Below are 17,713 nucleotides of genomic sequence, written 5' to 3'. Positions count from 1 at the left end.
CCCTTTCGCGAGCAGGCTCGCTCCTACACTGATCGCGGATGTCGGAACAACAGGGTCAATTGTGGGAGCGAGCCTGCTCGCGAATGCTTTCAGACGCCTATCAATCCGGCCAATACCACGCCGGCTCATCCAGCACCCTCTGGCCGACAATCCCGGTCTGGCCGAGGGTTTTCTCCAGCACGATGCAATGGCACTCCGGGTCTTGCTGCAACGCTGAGATCAGGCGCCGGGCGTGGGACACCACCCACACCTGGCACTGCGCGGACGCGCGGATGATCAGGCGCGCCAGCGCTGGCAACAGGTCCGGGTGCAGGCTGGTTTCCGGCTCGTTCAGCACCATCAGCGACGGCGGGCGCGGCGTCAGCAGCGCGGCGACCAACAGCAGGTAGCGCAAGGTGCCGTCCGATAATTCCGCTGCCGACAACGGCCGCAGCAAGCCCTCCTGATGAAACTCAATGGCAAAGCGTCCGCCTTGCAGCGGCGCGATGCTGAGTTTCGCGCCGGGAAAAGCATCGCTGATGGCCGAATCCAGCGCCTCGGGATCGCCGATTTCGCGGATCGTCTGCAACGCCGCCGCCAAGTCCCGGCCGTCGTGGTGCAACACCGGCGTGCGCGTGCCTAATTGCGCTTGGCGGACCGGGGCGTCGGCGTCGCTACGGAAGTGGTCGTAGAAGCGCCATCGGCGAATGAACTCGCGCATCTGCAGCACTTCCGGAGAGTCCCGCAGGCTGCCGATCTGGTCGAACAGGCTGTCGAAATTCGGCGTGTGTTGCGCCTGGACTTGCCAACTGCGACCGTCGCGGGTGCGGATCATCGGGCCGTCGCGATCCACCAGCAAGCTCGCGGGACGATAGAAAGGCCCGGCCCAGAGACATTCCTTTTTTATTTCCGGGTCGAGGGAAAATGCCGAAAGCGTTTTCTCCGGCAGGCCGAGGGCGATCGAGTAGCCGAAGTCTTCGCCGGCAAAGCCCAGGCGCAGGCGCCGGACGCTGTGGCGCACGGTGGGTTCGATCGGCACTTCGCCGTTGCGCATCCGTCGGCTGAGGTTTTCCGGGCCCGCCCAGAAGGTCGAGTCGAGCCCGCCCTCGCGGGCCACGGCATTCACCACGCCGCCCTGGGCGGTTTCCGCCAACAGCCGCAACGCACGGTAGAGGTTAGACTTGCCGCTGCCGTTGGGGCCGGTGATCAGGTTCAAGCGGCCGAGGGGAATCACCAATTTATTGATCGAGCGGTAATTGGCAACCGCGAGGGTTTTGAGCATGGGCTTTTCCTTTCGCCGGGGGCGGTAGTTTGCCTGAATGCGCTGCGACCGTTTTATCACCGTGCAAGGGTGGAACCCTGTTCTAAGCTCACAGTCGTATCGTCACTGGCACGCCCGTACAACGCAAAGGAGTCTGCATGGCTGGTCCTGGCATCAAAGTGGTAATGGGTCTGAGTCTGCTGGCGCTGCTGGCCGCGTGCGGCGATAAGGCGCCAGTGGAGAAAGAGCGCCCGCGAGTGTTTGTGCAAGAGGTCAAACCGGCCGAGTACGCCGCGTCCGTGACCCTCACCGGCGACGTGCAGGCGCGGGTGCAGACCGAGTTGTCGTTCCGCGTCGGCGGCAAGATCATCCAGCGTATGGTGGATGTCGGTGATCGGGTGTCGGCGAAACAAGTGCTGGCCAAGCTCGATCCCAAGGATTTGCAGACCAACGTCGATTCCGCCCAGGCCCAGGTCGTGGCCGAGCAGGCGCGGGTCAAGCAGACCGCCGCGGCCTTCGTCCGTCAGCAGAAACTCTTGCCCAAGGGCTACACCAGCCAGAGCGAATACGACGCCGCGCAAGCCGCGCTGCGCAGCAGCCAGAGTGCGTTGGCCGCCGCCCAGGCGCAGTTGGCCAATGCCCGCGAACAACTGAGCTACACCTCACTGATCGCCGAAGCGCCGGGCATTATCACTGCGCGGCAGGCCGAGGTCGGTCAAGTGGTGCAAGCCACCGTGCCGATCTACAGCCTGGCCCGAGACGGCGAACGCGATGCGGTGTTCAACGTCTACGAATCCCTGTTGGCCGAGCCGCCCAGCGATAAGGCGGTGGAAGTCAGCCTGCTCGACAATCCAAACATCAAAACCACCGGCACTGTGCGCGAAATCACCCCGGCGGTGTCAGCGCAAACCGGCACGGTGCAAGTCAAAGTCACCCTCAATGGCTTGCCCGACGGCATGCAGTTGGGCTCGGTGGTCAGCGCCACGGCGAAGACCGCCGGCAAATCCGCTGTCGAACTGCCCTGGTCGGCGCTGACTAAAAACCTCAGCGACCCCGCCGTATGGCTGGTGGACGGCGAGGGCCAGGCGCAACTGCACACGGTGACGGTGGGCCGCTACCTGACCGGCAAAGTGATTGTCAGCGGCGGTTTGAACGGCGGCGAAAAAGTCGTGGTCGCCGGCGGCCAGTTACTGCATCCCGGCATGAAAGTCGAGATCGCCGAAAACACCTACAAGGATCTGCAACCGGGAGCCCAGCCATGAAGCGCCTGTTGCTGATACCCGCCGCGCTGTTGCTCGCGGCCTGCTCGAAAGAAGAAGCACCACCGGAGCCGGTGCGCCCGGTGTTGTCGGTCGAGGTGCAAGCGCTGGATCAGGAAAACCTCGGGCGTTTCGCCGGCAGCATCCAGGCGCGCTACGAGAGCAATGTCGGCTTTCGTGTGCCGGGGCGCATCGCCAGCCGTAACGTCGATGTTGGCGCCGAAGTCGACAAGGGCGCCTTGCTTGCGACCCTCGACCCGACCGATCAGCAGAACCAGTTGCGCTCGGCCCAGGGCGATCTGGCGCGTATCGAAGCGCAGTACATCAACGCCCAGGCCAACGCCCGCCGCCAGCAAGCGCTGTTCGACCGTGGCGTTGGCGCCCAGGCGCAACTGGACATCGCCCAGACCGATCTGAAAACCACCCAGGCCTCCCTCGATCAGGCCAAGGCCTCGGTGAACCAGGCCAAGGATCAACTGGAATATGTGCAATTGCGTACTGACCACCGGGCGATTGTTACCGCATGGAATGCCGAAGCCGGGCAAGTGGTGACGGCCGGCCAGCAAGTGGTGACGCTGGCGCAACCGGACATCAAGGAAGCGGTGATCGACCTGCCCGATGTGCTGGTCGACCAGTTGCCGCCAGACGCGGTGTTCGACGTCGCCGCGCAGCTTGATCCGAGCATCCGCAGCACGGCAATCATCCGCGAAATCGAGCCCCAGGCGCAGAGCGCCACCCGCACCCGTCGCGCGCGCCTGACCCTGGCCGAAGCGCCGCCGGGGTTTCGCTTGGGCACGGCGATTGCGGTCACCGTCAGCTCGACCATCAAGCCACGGATCGAACTGCCGATCACCGCGCTGCAGGAGGTCGACGGCAAAACCCGCATCTGGGTCATTGATGCACAGAACCAGACCGTTGCCCCGCGCGACGTCAACCTGATCAGCCGCACCAATGGCACGATGATCCTGGCCGACGGCGTGAAGGCCGGCGAGCGCGTGGTGAGTGCCGGTGTCAACAGCCTCAAACCGGGGCAGAAAGTCAAAGTCGATGAGGATGCCCCGCGATGAAAGGGAGTTTCAACCTGTCCGAATGGGCCCTCAAGCATCAGTCGTTTGTCTGGTATTTGATGTTCGTCGCGCTGCTGATGGGCGTGTTTTCGTACATGAACCTGGGCCGTGAGGAAGACCCGTCCTTCACCATCAAGACCATGGTCATCCAGACCCGCTGGCCTGGCGCGACCCAGGAAGAAACCCTTAAACAGGTCACCGACCGCATCGAGAAAAAACTCGAGGAACTCGATTCCCTCGACTACGTGAAGAGCTACACCCGGCCCGGTGAGTCGACGGTGTTCGTGTTCCTGCGCGACACCACCAGCGCCAAGGACATCCCGGAAATCTGGTACCAGGTGCGCAAGAAGATCAACGACATTCGCGGTGACTTCCCCCAAGGCTTGCAAGGCCCGGGGTTCAACGACGAATTCGGTGATGTGTACGGTTCGGTTTACGCCTTTACCGCTGACGGTTTGTCGATGCGCCAGTTGCGCGACTATGTCGAGCAAGTGCGCGCCGAGATCCGCGAAGTGCCGGGCCTGGGCAAGGTCGAGATGATCGGCGAGCAGAACGAAGTGCTGTACCTGAATTTCTCCACGCGCAAACTCGCCGCCCTCGGCATCGATCAGGGGCAAGTGGTGCAGAGCCTGCAATCGCAGAACGCGGTGACGCCGGCCGGGGTGATCGAGGCCGGGCCGGAACGGATTTCGGTGCGCACGTCCGGGCAATTCGCCTCGGAAAAAGACCTGGCCGACGTCAACCTCAAGCTCAACGATCGCTTCTATCGCCTGGCCGACATCGCCGAAATCAGCCGCGGCTACGTTGACCCGTCAACCCCGGAATTCCGCTACAACGGTCACTCGGCCATCGGCCTGGCGATTGCGATGAAGAAGGGCGGCAACATCCAGGAGTTCGGCAAGGCGCTGCACCAGCGCATGACCGACCTGACCGCCGACCTGCCGGTGGGTGTGGGCGTGCACAACGTGTCCGACCAGGCCGAAGTGGTGGAGGAGGCGGTGGGCGGTTTCACCAGCGCTTTGTTCGAAGCGGTGGTGATTGTGCTGATCGTCAGCTTCATCAGCCTTGGCGTGCGCGCCGGGCTGGTGGTGGCCTGCTCGATTCCGCTGGTGCTGGCGATGGTCTTTGTGTTCATGGAATACAGCGGCATCACGATGCAGCGGATTTCCCTCGGCGCGCTGATCATCGCCCTCGGGTTGTTGGTGGACGACGCGATGATCACCGTGGAGATGATGGTCACACGCCTGGAGATGGGCGAGACCAAGGAGCAAGCGGCAACCTTCGCCTACACCTCGACCGCGTTCCCGATGCTCACCGGCACCCTGGTGACTGTCGCCGGTTTTGTGCCGATCGGCCTCAACGCCAGTTCGGCGGGGGAGTACACCTTCACTCTGTTTGCGGTGATCGCGGTGGCGATGCTGGTGTCGTGGGTGGTCGCGGTGCTGTTCGCCCCGGTGATTGGTGTGCACATCCTGAGTGCCAACGTGAAACCGCATTCCGGGGAGCCGGGACGCATCGGCCGAGGTTTCAACAGCGGCATGCTGTGGGCCATGCGCAACCGTTGGTGGGCGATCGGCATCACGATTTTGCTGTTCGTGCTGGCGGTGTTCTGCATGCGATTTGTGCAGAACCAGTTCTTCCCGTCGTCGGATCGCCCGGAAATTCTGGTCGACCTCAACCTGCCGCAAAACGCCTCGATCAACGAAACCCGCAAAGCGGTGGACAAGCTCGAAGCCATCCTCAAGGACGACCCGGACATCGTGCGCTGGAGCACGTACATCGGCGAAGGTGCGATTCGTTTCTACCTGCCCCTCGACCAGCAATTGCAGAACCCGTACTACGCGCAGTTGGTGATCGTCAGCAAAGGCCTGGAATCGCGCACCGCCCTCAGCCATCGCCTGACGGAAAGGCTGCGCAAGGATTTCGTCGGCATCGGCAGTTACGTGCAAGCCCTGGAAATGGGCCCGCCGGTGGGCCGGCCGATTCAGTACCGGGTCAGCGGCAAGGACATCGACCAGGTGCGTAAACATGCGATCGAACTGGCGACCAAACTCGATGAAAACTCGCACATCGGCGAGATCATTTACGACTGGAACGAACCGGGCAAAGTCCTGCGCATCGACATTGCCCAGGACAAGGCGCGGCAGTTGGGGCTGTCGTCCGAGGACGTGGCCAACCTGATGAACAGCATTGTCGTCGGTTCGCCGGTGACTCAGGTTGACGATGACATTTACTTGATCAACGTGGTGGGCCGCGCGGTGGACGCCGAACGCGGTACGCCGGAGACCCTGCAAAACCTGCAGATCGTTACGCCGAGCGGCACTTCCATACCGTTGCTTGCCTTCGCCAGCGTGCGCTATGAACTGGAGCAACCGCTGGTGTGGCGGCGCGACCGTAAACCGACCATCACCATCAAGGCTGCGGTGCGCGACGAGATCCAGCCGACCGATCTGGTGAAAGAACTGAAGCCGACCATCGACCAGTTCGCCGCCAATCTGCCGGTGGGTTACAAGGTTGCTACCGGCGGTACGGTGGAGGAAAGCGGCAAGGCCCAAGGGCCGATCGCCAAGGTTGTACCGCTGATGCTGTTTCTGATGGCGACCTTTCTGATGATTCAGTTGCACAGCGTGCAGAAGCTGTTCCTGGTGGCCAGCGTCGCCCCGCTCGGGCTGATTGGTGTGGTGCTGGCGCTGGTGCCGACGGGCACGCCGATGGGCTTCGTGGCGATCCTCGGGATTCTTGCGCTGATCGGCATCATCATCCGCAACTCGGTGATTCTGGTGACGCAGATCGATGCCTACGAGAAGGACGGCTACACGCCGTGGGATGCGGTCGTCGAAGCCACCGAGCATCGACGTCGGCCGATCCTGCTGACGGCCGCTGCCGCAAGCCTGGGCATGATCCCGATCGCCCGGGAAGTGTTCTGGGGCCCGATGGCTTACGCGATGATCGGTGGGATCATCATTGCCACGCTGCTGACCCTGCTGTTTTTGCCGGCGTTGTACGTGGCCTGGTACAAGATTCGCGAGCCGCAGAAAGAGACATCGTGAGGCGGCTGAGGGCATCGGTGTCTTCGTCCAACTGACACTCTCCCTTCGCCAACATGCCTGTTGCCACGGCGGATACTCCGCTGTGGGAGCAGGTTGGCCGCGACACTGATCTACAATTTTGCAACATTTTTCCGACCGACAAGCCCGCGCGCCTTGCCTTACCCTCCCTGCTCTTTGACGCAGAAGGGATCTTCCCATGCCGCCCCATTTCCGCGCTCTGTTGCTGATCTGCACGCTGCTGTGCTCGCCGGGGGCCTGGGCCGGGATCGTTTTGGAAAACCCGCTGTGGCGAGTTGATCTGGAGCCCGCGACGTTGGCGATTCGTGTCACGCCCGCGCAGGCTGAAACGGTTGAAGCCTCCGCCGGCATCGCCGCGCACCAAGTCAGCCACCTCGCCCAGTCCCCTGACCGTATCGATTGGCAATGGGACGACGGTGCCTGGACCCTCAGCGCCAGGCTCGATCAGCGCGATCTTGCGCTGTCCATCACCGCCCGCGATCCGGGGTCGCTGAACTTCCTCAGGCAAGCAGGCAGCGCCATGGGCAAAGGCCTGCTCTGGCCGCTGGCCGAGGGGCATTACGTGCCTGCCGGCGATCCAGTGTGGCAAGACTTCCTGCTGACTCAGGGCGAGGTCAATACCTCCCAGGACTTGAGCCTGCCGCTGTGGGGTGTCGATCACGGCAGCTTCACCCTGAACTGGCTGATGACCCGTCCGTACAACAATCTTTTGGCGTTCAGCGCCGAGGGCAAGACGCTGGCGCTGGCCGCCCGTCATGAGTTCACCACACTGGAACCCGGCACGCCGCTGACATTCATGTTGTCGCTGGGGGATGCCGACCCGCTGGCGGGGGCCAAGCGATATCGACAGTGGCTGATCGACAACGGGCAATACGAATTCCTCAGCGACAAACTGCGGAAGACCCCTGAGGCGGAAAAGCTGTTGGGCGCCAGTCACGTTTACCTGTGGGGCAATGACCTGCTCGGGCCTGACGATGTGCGCAACTGGCCGGCACTGCTCAAACTGTTGCGGGGCGAGGGCGCGCTGGTGAGTGAATGGCGCGCCGGCTTCGACGTTGAAACCCGACAACTCCTCAGCCGCGCGCAGCCACCCCTCAACCGCTACCAGCGAACCACGTTACTGCGCGGTCTCAATGGCGCGCTCAACCGCAAGGCACGGAGTGGCTGGCAGGGCGTCGTTGAGCCGGACATGCGGCAGTTGGCCGAAGGGTATGGTCAATTGCGCGCGCAAGTGCAGGAGGTATTGGCTGAAGCACTGACAACAACGCCGGAGCGCTGGGGCCGCGGGTTATCGCCGCGAACCTTCGAACAGTTCAAAGCCGCCGGGTTATCACGCTTATGGGTCGGCCTCGGCGAAGGTTGGGAGGGCGGGCTCTGGCATCCGGAAACGGTGCGTCAGGGAGTGGCGACCGGTTATCTGGTGGCGCCTTACGACTCTTACGAAACGGCATTGGCCGCCACTGAAAATCCGGACTGGACCACCGCTCACCTCGGTTCCCGGGCTAATCTCGAGTGCGCCATTGTGTTGCGCGGCGGCACGTTGAAACGCGGTTTCCAGCAATCCGGGCATTACACTGATCCACGGTGTGTCAGGCCGTTGCTCGAGGCGCGGATTCGCGCCGTGCAGAGCCAGGCCGGGTTCAATAGCTGGTTTCTCGATGCCTACGCCACGGGCATGGTGTTCGACAGCTATCGCCCCACGGCCAGCCTGACCCAGGCCGAGAACGCCCTGGGCAATATCGATGCCTCGCGCTGGGTCAACGAACAACTGCAGCTGCCGTCCGGCTCGGAGGACGGCAATGCCACCACGGCGCGGGGCATCTTATTTGCCCATGGCATGCAGACCCCGGTGATCGGTTGGGGTGATACGGACATGAGCAAAGACCACCAGTCGCCGTACTACCTGGGCCGCTGGTTTCCGAACGAAGAGCCCGAGGTCTTTTTCAAAACAGTGCCGCTCAAGCAACCCTATCGCACGGTGCACTTTGCGGCACAGACCCGATTACCCCTGTATCAGACGGTGTTTCACGGTTCGGTGATCACCTCCCATCACTGGTTGTTCGACAGCCTGAAATTCAGCAACGTGCGAGCCGAAAACGAACTGGCGCAGTTGCTCTACAACGTGGCGCCGCTGTATCACCTGAGCGCCGATACGTTGGCCCTACGACTGCCCGTGATGGCGCGTCAGGACCGGTTTTTTCGACCCTTGCACCAGCGCCTGGCGACGCAGACGCTGACGGATTTTCGTTGGCTGACGGCGGATCGTCTGGTGCAGCAGACGACGTTCGCGGATGGCACTCGATTGCTGGCGAATTTTGATTCGCGCGTACGCCGTGTGGAAGGCCAGGAACTGGCGGGGCACAGCATCACGGCGTTAATCACGGACGGGGCCGTGATCGATTATCGGGTTTTGTCGCCGTCCTGAGTGAGCATGACTTACGCCGATTTGCGCCACACGCTGGCCAGCCACGGCTGCTGATCTCGCGGTAGTCCCGCCGGGCGATAGTAGTGTTCGAGCTCGACGAATCCCGCCTGCGTGAGCAACGCTTGCCACGCCGCCAGGTCGTGATACGAGCCATAGCGCGGACCGTTCCAGCCTTCCTGATTCTCGCCCCGAGGGTTGGAGCTGAACAGCACGCCGCCGGGCTTCAGCGCGCCGTGCAACTCTTGCAGCACTCGTGGCAGCTCCTGGCGCGGGATGTGGAACAGCACGGCGTTGGCGAAAATGCCGTCGAAACGTTCCGCCGGCAAATCCAGCTTTAGAAAGTCCTGCTGCCAAACCTCGCAACCACTGTCGTCACGGGCCATCTGCGCCAGTTTTTCCGAGCCGTCGAGGCCGATTGCGCGGTGTCCCAAACGGGTGAAGGTTTGCAGATCGCGACCCGGGCCGCAGCCGAAATCCAGGATGCTCAAGGGCGCCGCACCCTGGATGTGCCGCAACAACGCCTCGATGTTCTGACTCACATCATGATCGCGGGTGCCCTCGCGGAAACTCTCGGCCACCGAGTTGTAATGATCCAGGGTTCGGCTGGTGATCTGGTTGAGGTCGTCGATGGTCTGTTTCATGAGTGATCGGCTGCGCGGGCAATGGGAAAGTGGCGAATATACCCCACCGACCCGTGACGAGGGCGCTTGCCCCCGCTGGAGGCCGCAGTACTCACAAAAAATCACAATGTGGCCAAATCCTCTGTGGATCAGCGCTTGTTCAAGCCCCGCGCCAATCGGTCACCGCCCAGTTGAATCGCCGCCACCAACACCACCAAGAGCACAATCACGATCAGCATGATCTGGCTGTCGAAGCGTTGATAACCGTAGCGATAGGCAATGTCGCCCAGGCCGCCAGCACCAATCGCCCCGGCCATGGCCGAGGAGTTGATCATGGTCACCAGGGTGATGGTAAAACCGCCGACGATCCCCGGCAGTGCCTCGGGCAACAGCACATGGCGCACGATGTGCCAGCGCCGGCAGCCCATGGCTTGCGCGGCCTCGATCAGGCCATGGTCGACCTCGCGCAAGCTGACTTCGGCGATGCGCGCGAAGAACGGCGTGGCGGCGATGGTCAGCGGCACCACGGCGGCCCACACGCCATACGTGGTGCCGACGATCAGCCGGGTGAAGGGGATCAGCGCGACCATCAGAATCAGGAACGGGATCGAGCGGAACAGGTTCACGAACCCGCCCAGGATTCGGTTCAGAGTGGGTGCTTCGTAGATGCCGCCCTTGGTGCTGGTGACCAGGATCACTGCCATCGGAATCCCCACCAGCAACGCAATCAGCGACGACACGCCCACCATCAGAAAGGTGTCGATAAAACCTTGCCACAAGCGATCAACCCACATAACCCAACACCTCTACCTGTTGCGCCCATTGGCTGGCACGCTGTTTCAACGCATCCGCACCCAAGGACGAGCCGGCCACCGCCAGCAGCAATTGCCCGAGTGCGTGGCCCTGAATCCGCTCCACTCCACCTTGCAGCAAGCGCACCCGACCACCGAGGGCGGCGAACAGCGCGGCCAGGTCTGGTTCGTCCGTGGCGCTGCCGGTGAACTGCAACCGCAGCACCACCGCGGCGTCGGCCGATTGTGGTTGCGCCTGCAAACGGTTTTGCAGCTCGTCCGGCAACGCGTGTTGCAGCGGCGCGAGCAGGGTCTTGCTGACCTCATGCTGCGGGTTGCCAAACACTTCCCACACCGGGCCTTGCTCGACGATCCGCCCATGTTCGAGCACTACCACCCGATCGCACAGGTCGCGAATCACCGCCATTTCATGGGTGATCAGAATGATGGTCAGGCCCAGGCGCTGATTGATCTCGCGTAGCAGGCCGAGGATTGATTGGGTGGTCTCCGGGTCCAGCGCCGAGGTGGCCTCGTCGCACAGCAGGATTTGCGGGTCATGCACCAGCGCCCGGGCGATACCGACACGCTGTTTCTGGCCGCCGGACAGCTGCGCCGGGTAGGCCTTGTGCTTGTCTTGCAAACCCACCAGTTCCAGCAGTTCGCGGACCTTTTTGTCCCGTTGCTCCCGGGGCACGCCAGCGACTTTCAGCGGCAACTCGACGTTCTGCCACACGGTCTTGGCCGACATCAGGTTGAAGTGCTGAAAGATCATGCCGATCTGCCGACGCAGCGCCACCAGGCGATCTTCGTCGAAGTCGCCGATGTCCACTTGATCGATCAGCACCCGGCCACTGGTCGGCTGTTCGAGCCGGTTGATGGTGCGGATCAGCGACGATTTGCCGGCGCCGCTGCGGCCGATGATGCCGAACACCTCACCGCGCTGCACCGCGAGGTCGATGCTGTGCAGCGCCGCGACGGGGCCTTGCGCACCGTCATAGGTTTTGCCCAGGCCGATAAACCGCACGTGGGCGCGGTTGAGTTGCGGGTGCAACTGCGTGTGTTCAGCGCTGTGGGGGGCCGGAATCTCCAGCTTCAGTTGGGTGGCGGCAGTCATGGTCAGCTTTCCCAACCCGCTTGATAGAGCTTGCCGTGGGCTTTATCCAGGGCGGCGCGCACCGCCGGAGAATGCTGGTAGATGTCGACGAATTTGATCAGCCGTGGATCGGTTTTGCTCTTGGGCTGGATCACGAACTGGATCACGTATTCCTTGTGATCGAGGCCGTCGAACAGCAGCGCCGAACCGGCATCGAAGGTCTTGGACAAGCGGATGTAGGCCGGGTAACCCTGCACCAGATCGGCGTCGTCGTAGGCGCGCACCAGTTGCACGGCTTCGACCTGGAGGATTTTGATTTTCTTCGGATTGGCGATGATGTCTTCTTCGGTGGCCTTGTAGCCGACCCCCGGTTTAAGCGTGATCAAGCCTGCCTTGGCCAGCAGTTGCAGGCCACGACCGCTGTTGATCGGGTCGTTGGCGATGGCCACGCTGGCGCCTTGCGGCAACTCGTCGAAGCTTTTGTATTTCTTCGAATAGAGACCGACGTTGTTGATGATCCCCGGCGCGAACGGCACCAGCTCAGTGCCGGCGGCGGCGTTGGCGTTTTCCAGGAACGGGATGTGCTGGAAGTAATTCACGTCGATATCGCCAGCGGCGAGGCTGACGTTCGGCGCGATCCAGTCGGTGAATTCCACCAGCTCGACTTTCAAGCCTTGCTTGCTGGCTTCTTCAACCGCCGCTTCCAGAGGAATGGCGAACGCGGCGGTGGTGCCGATTTTCAGCGGCGCATCGGCCGCGAATGCGACCGAGCTGAACAGGCCGAGGGCCAGTGCCAGTGCTTTGACTGGGTGGCTGAGGAGTTTTTTGGTCATGGTGAGGTTCCAGTCAGTGCATTAAATGTGTGGTGTGTGCTCGGAGTTCATCATTGGCAAGCCAACTCCCCACAGGTGTCGTGAGTGGCACATGTCCCTGTGGAGGCTGGTTTGCCAGCGATGCGTTTAGCGCCTGAACGACGATCCAGTGTGCTGCCCAGGCAACTGCGCTTCGCCGTGAAACAATTTTTCGCGCAAGGTGCCGGGGTCGTAAGCGGTCTTGTACGAGCCACGGCGTTGCAGTTCGGGGATCACCAGGTCGATGAAATCCACGTAGCTTTCCGGGGTCACGATCCGCGTCAGGTTGAAGCCATCGAGGCCGGTTTCGGCGATCCACGATTCCAGCTCATCCGCCACTTGCTGCGGCGAGCCGACCACGGTGATGTAGCGGCCGCCGAGGGCGTGTTGTTCAAGCAATTTGCGCCGGGTCCAGTCGTTGTTTTGCAGGTGCTTGGTGGCCGACTGGATGGCGTTGCTCTTGACGTACTGGATCGGTTCGTCGAGTTCGTACTCGGAAAAATCGATGCCGGTGGACGCGGAAAAGTGCGCCACGCCCGCCTCGGCGCTGGCGTAGCTCCGGTACTCGGCATGTTTGGCCCAGGCTGCTGCTTCGCTCTCGCCGACGATCACGTTCAGGCCCATGAACACCTTTACGTCCTCGGGATCGCGCCCGGCGGCTGCGGCGCTGGCGCGGACCTTGTCCACCTGCGCTTTGGTCGACGGCTTGTTCTGCCCGCTGATAAACACGCACTCGGCATGCCGGCCGGCGAACAGCAAGCCCCGCTCGGAACTGCCGGCCTGGAACAACACCGGCGTGCGTTGCGGCGACGGCTCGCAGAGGTGATAGCCCTCGACCTGATAGAACTCGCCCCGGTGTTCGACCTTGTGCACTTTCTCCGGCTGGGCGTAGACCCGTTGCTGACGATCGTTGATCACCGCGTCGTTTTCCCAACTGCCTTCCCAGAGTTTGTAAAGCACCTCCAGGTATTCGTCGGCCTGGTCGTAGCGGCGGTCATGCTCAACCTGTTCGGTCAGGCCCATGGCCTTGGCGGCGCTGTCAAGGTAACCGGTGACGATGTTCCAGCCGACGCGGCCGTTGCTCAGGTGATCGAGGGTCGACAGGCGCCGGGCGAACAAGTACGGCGGCTCGTAGGTGAGGTTGGCGGTCAGGCCGAAGCCGAGGTTCCTGGTCACCGCCGCCATGGCCGAAACCAGCAACAGCGGGTCGTTGACCGGCAACTGGATCGACTCTTTGAGCGGCACGTCCACCGACTGTTGGTAGACGTCATACACACCGACGATGTCGGCGATGAACAACCCATCGAACAGCCCGCGCTCCAGCAACTGAGCGAGTTCGGTCCAATAAGCCAGGGTTTTGTATTGGGTTGAGTTGTCCCGTGGGTGGGTCCACAGACCATGGTTGATGTGCCCGATGCAGTTCATGTTGAACGCGTTGAGCAGGATTTTTTTCTTGCTGCCGGCGGGCGCGCCCATCAGATGGTCCCCCGCAGTGGCGGGTTTGCGTCATTGAGGTAGTAATTGCCCACCGCGTGGTACTTCCAGCGCACCGGGTCGTGCAGGGTGTGGACCCGGGCGTTGCGCCAGTGGCGGTCGAGGCCGTGCTCAGCGAGGGTGGCCTGGCTGCCGGCGAGTTCGAACAGGGTGCTGCCGGCGGCGAGGGATATCTCGGTGCTGATCGCCCGCGCTTCGGCCACGGCAATCGACGCGGCGGCGACCGTCTCGGCATTGGTCTCGGCCTGGGCGTTGTCCAAGAACTCGCCGGCGCGTTCGAGCAAGGCTTCGGCGGCGTGCAGGCGCACGCTCAAGTGGCCGAAACTTTTCAGCGTCAGCGGGTCTTCGGTGGCCTTGTCGTTACCGGCATCGATCCACGGCCGGGTCTTGGTGCGCACGAAGTGCAGCGCATCTTCATAGGCCGCGCGGGCGATGCCGGTGTCGATGGCGGCGTGAAGAATCTGCGCCAACGGGCCGACCGGTGTCGGACGCTCAAAGGCGCTTTGAAAGGGGATCACGTCTTCGGCGGCGACGAACACATCCTCGAACACCACCGAGCCGCTGCCGGTGGTGCGCTGGCCGAAACCGCTCCAGTCATCGATCACCGTCAGGCCCTGGCTGTCGCGCGGTACGAATGCCAGTTGCTGCACACCGCGCTCATCCACCACCGAGGTCGGGATGCGCTGGGCGTAAATCGCCCCGGTGGCGTAGAACTTGCGGCCGTTAATGCGATAGCCGTGGCCGTCGCGGGTCAATTGCGTGATGCGGTCATGGGCGGTCTTGGTGCCCAGTTCCGCCAGTGCATTGCCGAAGCGTTGCCCGGCCAACGCTTCGGCGTACAGGCGCTGTTGCTGCTCGGCGCTGCCGTTGACCCGCAGCACTTCGAGGGCATAAAAATGGTTTTGCGGAATCTGCCCCAGGGACGCGTCAGCCTGGGAAATCAGCGCGATCACCTTGGCCAGGGTGACGTTGGACACGCCTGCGCCCCCGAAGGTCTTGGGCACGCTGATACCCCACAGGCCCGAGCGGGAAAACACTTCCAGTTCGGCGTGCGGCAGACGGCGCTCGCGGTCGCGCAGGGCGCTGTCGCGGCGAAAATCCTCGGCCAGATCACTGGCGACAATCAGGGCTTGCTCATCGCTGGTAATCACCGCGACGTGATGGGAATAAGTCATGTGTTTCTCCAGAGCTCTGGTGAAAAGTGTCTGGTGGTCAAATCCAGGAGTGGCGAGCCGGCAAGGTGCCGTTCAGGCGAAAACTGCCAATGGCGTGGTATTTCCAGCGTACCGGGTCGTGCAGGGTGTGCACCCGGGCGTTGCGCCAGTGGCGGTCAAGGTTGAATTCGGCGAGGGTGGCGCGGCTGCCGGCAAGTTCGAACAGCTTTTCGCTGGCCAACAATGAGATTTCGGTGGTCAGCACCTTGGCCTCGGCCACCGCGATCGAGGCACGGGCGGCGGATTCGGCCGTAACGGGCGCGGCGCTGACCTCATCCAGCACTTTGCCGGCCTTGCGCAACAGCGCTTCGGCGGCGTGCAGTTCGATCTTCAGCTTGCCGATATCAGCGATCACGTACAGGTCGTCACCAGCGCGTTCGACATTGGCGTCGATCCACGGACGTGCGCGGGTTTTGACGAACTCGATGGCGTCGTCGATGGCACCACGGGCAATGCCGGCGTCGATGGCCGCCTGGATCAATTGTGAAGCGGCGCCCTGGATGTTCGGGCTGTCATTGACTCGCCAGTTGTCGACCACCAGTTCGGCATCGACCGGCACTTGATTGAGCAACACGGTGCCACTGGCGGTGGTGCGCTGGCCGAACCCGGACCAGTCGTCGACGATCCGCAGGCCCTCGCTGCCACGGCGGACGAAAGCCATGACTTGCTTGCCTTCGTCATTGATGGCTTTGACAGCGACCCAATGGGCGAACAGCGCGCCGGTGGAGTAGAACTTCTGGCCGCTGATGACATAACCGTCACCGTCGGCGGTGATGCGCGTTTTCAATTCCAGGGTGTTTTTGGTGCCGCGTTCCGGGCCAGCATTGCCGATGCGCCAGCCGTCGAGCACGCTCTGGAACAACAGTTTTTTCTGCCGTTCACTGGCGCTGTGTTGCAGCAGGTTGAGGATGCCGAACTGATTCTGCGGGATTTGCCCCAATGCTGGATCCGCTGCGGAAATGATCGCGAACACCTCGGCAATGGTGACGAACGAGACTTGTGGCCCGCCGTACTGCCGAGGGATGGCAATGCTGCCCAAGCCGCTGCGGGTGAATTGCTCGATTTCCGACCAGGGAAGTTTGCGTTGCCGATCACGCTTGGCGGCCTGCAGCCGGGCGACGGCGGCGAGATCGTGGGCGGCTTTGAGTGCTTGTGCGTCATTGCGCAGGACGAGCGCCGGCAACAACAGCGGGGCGATGTCCAGGTCGCTGTGCTGGACGGGTGTATCTGCCAAGTTAGACATCAGTGCCGCTCCGTGGCTGCACACAATGCCCTGGCGATTCGCACCGGGGTGATTCTGACCATACCTACCTCACATCTCAGGGAAAGCGCCGCGTCGTGCAGCGATATCGAAAAAACCAAGAATGTCCGGTGGTCCGGTCTATATACCCTAAGCGTGTATAAATAATTAATAAACTAACTTTTAGGAATATACATAGAAGGGTCGCATCGACGAGCCAACGCGACCCCGGCAGGTACGGCTGAACTTACTCGGCACGATCTTCAGCGGCCATCAACAAGGGTCTGGAAGAGGCTTTCAAGTACGGATTGGCGCAGCCTATTTTCAGCGTCCGCGCCGGTGCCCAGCGCGAGTTATTGCCCACCCGGTCGAGGATGCAGTAGGTGACTTCCAGCCGCAGGTCTTCGCCGGCCTCGAGAATAATCGCTGGCGGCACCCAGACATTGATCGGCTGGCCGACGTCGCTGGCCTTGAGCAGCGGCAGGTCCATCCGCGCATCGCCCCAGCGCAGGGTGATGGCGTCGTCGGCGGCCATGTTGACGTAGGGCTCGATGGTCAGGGGGACGCCGCGTTTGATCTGGTTCGGGTTCACGCCCTGGCGGCGGATGGTGTCCGGGATGCCGACCGGTGCCAGGCTCTGGTTTTCATCACCACACAGCGGGGAGGGCTGGCCACCCGGGCAATCAAGCTTGACCTGCACCCGCGTCGCCGGCGACAACGCCGGGCCCTGCCCGACCTGCATCAAGCGGTAGTGGATGCGCGAGGCGCCATTGGCAATGAAGCTTTCCGGCACTCGCAGGCTGACGACTTGATCGATATCCGCCGGCCCGAGCACTTTGGACGCGACGTAGCAGTTGTCCCAGAACAGCTCGATCAGATCGCCTTCATCCATGCTGGCGTAGGGCGCGATGTCGATCAGCAAATGGGCGGCAGAGGTGATGTTGATGCCAGCCCTGGACGATTGCGTCAATGTGGGTGCCGCGAGTCCGGGTTTGTTCGACGTACTTGTCATGGTGTTCTCCTTAAAATTTTCGCAGCGAAGTCCGTTTCTGAAAGATCAAAGGCGCGAATTACCGAGCAACAAAACCAATCAAGGCTTTTATATAAAGGGTCGTGTTGAGTGGCGCCTGTTGGAGATAGATAAGAGGGCGCGGTTATCAGTGTCAATAGAACAACTTAGTGTTGCGGTTGATTAAATTCTATTCAGAAATTTCCTACGCATGAAAGTTAATAAGCGTCGCGTGTTTGTTGAGTTTTAAGACAAATAGCAGCGGTTTTCAAGGTGCGAGTGCCTATCGGCGACCGCCTCGTGGTGCTGTCTTGCGAAGAATTTTAAAGGGAGATCAAGTGT

13 protein-coding genes are annotated in these 17,713 nt (G+C 62.1%); 4 read left to right on the top strand and 9 right to left on the bottom strand.

The window, feature by feature from the left end; all coding sequences use genetic code 11:
• Positions 1 to 100: 100 nt before the first annotated feature.
• Entirely contained in the window at positions 101 to 1,261 is a 1,161-nt protein-coding gene (locus tag RG836_RS17910; RefSeq protein ID WP_310848010.1) for an AAA family ATPase, read from the bottom strand.
• 137 nt (positions 1,262 to 1,398) lie between these two features.
• Between RG836_RS17910 and RG836_RS17905 the strand changes: the two genes are divergently transcribed.
• The 4 genes from RG836_RS17905 to RG836_RS17890 all read left to right on the top strand — a co-directional run bounded on the left by RG836_RS17905 (position 1,399) and on the right by RG836_RS17890 (position 9,059).
• Positions 1,399 to 2,502 (top strand): efflux RND transporter periplasmic adaptor subunit, encoded by a 1,104-nt coding sequence (locus RG836_RS17905; RefSeq protein WP_310848008.1) that lies wholly within the window; start codon positions 1,399 to 1,401, stop codon positions 2,500 to 2,502.
• Positions 2,499 to 3,566, top strand: a complete 1,068-nt coding sequence (locus RG836_RS17900; RefSeq protein WP_310848007.1) for an efflux RND transporter periplasmic adaptor subunit — start codon at positions 2,499 to 2,501, stop codon at positions 3,564 to 3,566. The genes RG836_RS17905 and RG836_RS17900 overlap by 4 nt, the downstream gene beginning before the upstream one ends.
• Positions 3,563 to 6,616 (top strand): efflux RND transporter permease subunit, encoded by a 3,054-nt coding sequence (locus tag RG836_RS17895; RefSeq protein ID WP_310848005.1) that lies wholly within the window; start codon positions 3,563 to 3,565, stop codon positions 6,614 to 6,616. The genes RG836_RS17900 and RG836_RS17895 overlap by 4 nt, the downstream gene beginning before the upstream one ends.
• A gap of 196 nt (positions 6,617 to 6,812) precedes the next feature.
• On the top strand, positions 6,813 to 9,059 hold the full coding sequence (locus RG836_RS17890) for a glycoside hydrolase (RefSeq protein WP_310848003.1): 2,247 nt from the start codon (positions 6,813 to 6,815) through the stop codon (positions 9,057 to 9,059).
• An 11-nt stretch (positions 9,060 to 9,070) separates the two neighbouring features.
• On the opposite strand, the gene RG836_RS17885 is transcribed toward RG836_RS17890, so the two are convergent.
• The 8 genes from RG836_RS17885 to RG836_RS17850 form a co-directional block, all read right to left on the bottom strand.
• On the bottom strand, positions 9,071 to 9,700 hold the full coding sequence (locus RG836_RS17885) for a class I SAM-dependent methyltransferase (protein ID WP_310848001.1): 630 nt from the start codon (positions 9,698 to 9,700) through the stop codon (positions 9,071 to 9,073).
• Between the two features lie 128 nt (positions 9,701 to 9,828).
• Entirely contained in the window at positions 9,829 to 10,473 is a 645-nt protein-coding gene (locus tag RG836_RS17880; RefSeq protein WP_310848000.1) for a methionine ABC transporter permease, read from the bottom strand.
• On the bottom strand, positions 10,463 to 11,584 hold the full coding sequence (locus tag RG836_RS17875) for a methionine ABC transporter ATP-binding protein (protein ID WP_310847998.1): 1,122 nt from the start codon (positions 11,582 to 11,584) through the stop codon (positions 10,463 to 10,465). Before RG836_RS17875 ends, RG836_RS17880 begins: the two co-directional genes overlap by 11 nt.
• Positions 11,585 to 11,586: 2 nt before the next feature.
• Positions 11,587 to 12,396 carry a MetQ/NlpA family ABC transporter substrate-binding protein gene (locus RG836_RS17870; RefSeq protein WP_310847996.1) on the bottom strand — a complete coding sequence of 270 codons (810 nt, stop codon included), beginning with the start codon at positions 12,394 to 12,396 and terminating at the stop codon, positions 11,587 to 11,589.
• Positions 12,397 to 12,522: 126 nt separating this feature from the next.
• Positions 12,523 to 13,890 (bottom strand): LLM class flavin-dependent oxidoreductase, encoded by a 1,368-nt coding sequence (locus RG836_RS17865; protein ID WP_310847994.1) that lies wholly within the window; start codon positions 13,888 to 13,890, stop codon positions 12,523 to 12,525.
• Complete coding sequence (locus RG836_RS17860; protein WP_310847992.1) at positions 13,890 to 15,083, bottom strand: SfnB family sulfur acquisition oxidoreductase; 1,194 nt, start codon at positions 15,081 to 15,083, stop codon at positions 13,890 to 13,892. Before RG836_RS17860 ends, RG836_RS17865 begins: the two co-directional genes overlap by 1 nt.
• A gap of 37 nt (positions 15,084 to 15,120) precedes the next feature.
• Positions 15,121 to 16,365 (bottom strand): SfnB family sulfur acquisition oxidoreductase, encoded by a 1,245-nt coding sequence (locus tag RG836_RS17855; RefSeq protein ID WP_310847990.1) that lies wholly within the window; start codon positions 16,363 to 16,365, stop codon positions 15,121 to 15,123.
• Positions 16,366 to 16,609: 244 nt separating this feature from the next.
• A complete protein-coding gene (locus RG836_RS17850) occupies positions 16,610 to 17,374 on the bottom strand; it encodes a hypothetical protein (RefSeq protein WP_310847988.1) in 765 nt (254 codons plus the stop codon).
• Positions 17,375 to 17,713 lie beyond the last annotated feature (339 nt).

It is taken from the genome of Pseudomonas rhizozeae, from assembly GCF_031583775.1.
Classification (GTDB): domain Bacteria; phylum Pseudomonadota; class Gammaproteobacteria; order Pseudomonadales; family Pseudomonadaceae; genus Aquipseudomonas.
Note: the sequence above shows the minus strand (reverse complement) of the source record. Positions and strands in the feature narration are given on the sequence as shown.

Bases quoted from the DNA above. Each gene is read 5' to 3' on its own strand.
- RG836_RS17910 (WP_310848010.1), bottom strand. From the start codon at position 1,261: ATGCTCAAAACCCTCGCGGTTGCCAATTACCGCTCGATCAATAAATTG.
- RG836_RS17905 (WP_310848008.1), top strand. From the start codon at position 1,399: ATGGCTGGTCCTGGCATCAAAGTGGTAATGGGTCTGAGTCTGCTGGCG.
- RG836_RS17900 (WP_310848007.1), top strand. From the start codon at position 2,499: ATGAAGCGCCTGTTGCTGATACCCGCCGCGCTGTTGCTCGCGGCCTGC.
- RG836_RS17895 (WP_310848005.1), top strand. From the start codon at position 3,563: ATGAAAGGGAGTTTCAACCTGTCCGAATGGGCCCTCAAGCATCAGTCG.
- RG836_RS17890 (WP_310848003.1), top strand. From the start codon at position 6,813: ATGCCGCCCCATTTCCGCGCTCTGTTGCTGATCTGCACGCTGCTGTGC.
- RG836_RS17885 (WP_310848001.1), bottom strand. From the start codon at position 9,700: ATGAAACAGACCATCGACGACCTCAACCAGATCACCAGCCGAACCCTG.
- RG836_RS17880 (WP_310848000.1), bottom strand. From the start codon at position 10,473: ATGTGGGTTGATCGCTTGTGGCAAGGTTTTATCGACACCTTTCTGATG.
- RG836_RS17875 (WP_310847998.1), bottom strand. From the start codon at position 11,584: ATGACTGCCGCCACCCAACTGAAGCTGGAGATTCCGGCCCCCCACAGC.
- RG836_RS17870 (WP_310847996.1), bottom strand. From the start codon at position 12,396: ATGACCAAAAAACTCCTCAGCCACCCAGTCAAAGCACTGGCACTGGCC.
- RG836_RS17865 (WP_310847994.1), bottom strand. From the start codon at position 13,890: ATGGGCGCGCCCGCCGGCAGCAAGAAAAAAATCCTGCTCAACGCGTTC.
- RG836_RS17860 (WP_310847992.1), bottom strand. From the start codon at position 15,083: ATGACTTATTCCCATCACGTCGCGGTGATTACCAGCGATGAGCAAGCC.
- RG836_RS17855 (WP_310847990.1), bottom strand. From the start codon at position 16,365: ATGTCTAACTTGGCAGATACACCCGTCCAGCACAGCGACCTGGACATC.
- RG836_RS17850 (WP_310847988.1), bottom strand. From the start codon at position 17,374: ATGACAAGTACGTCGAACAAACCCGGACTCGCGGCACCCACATTGACG.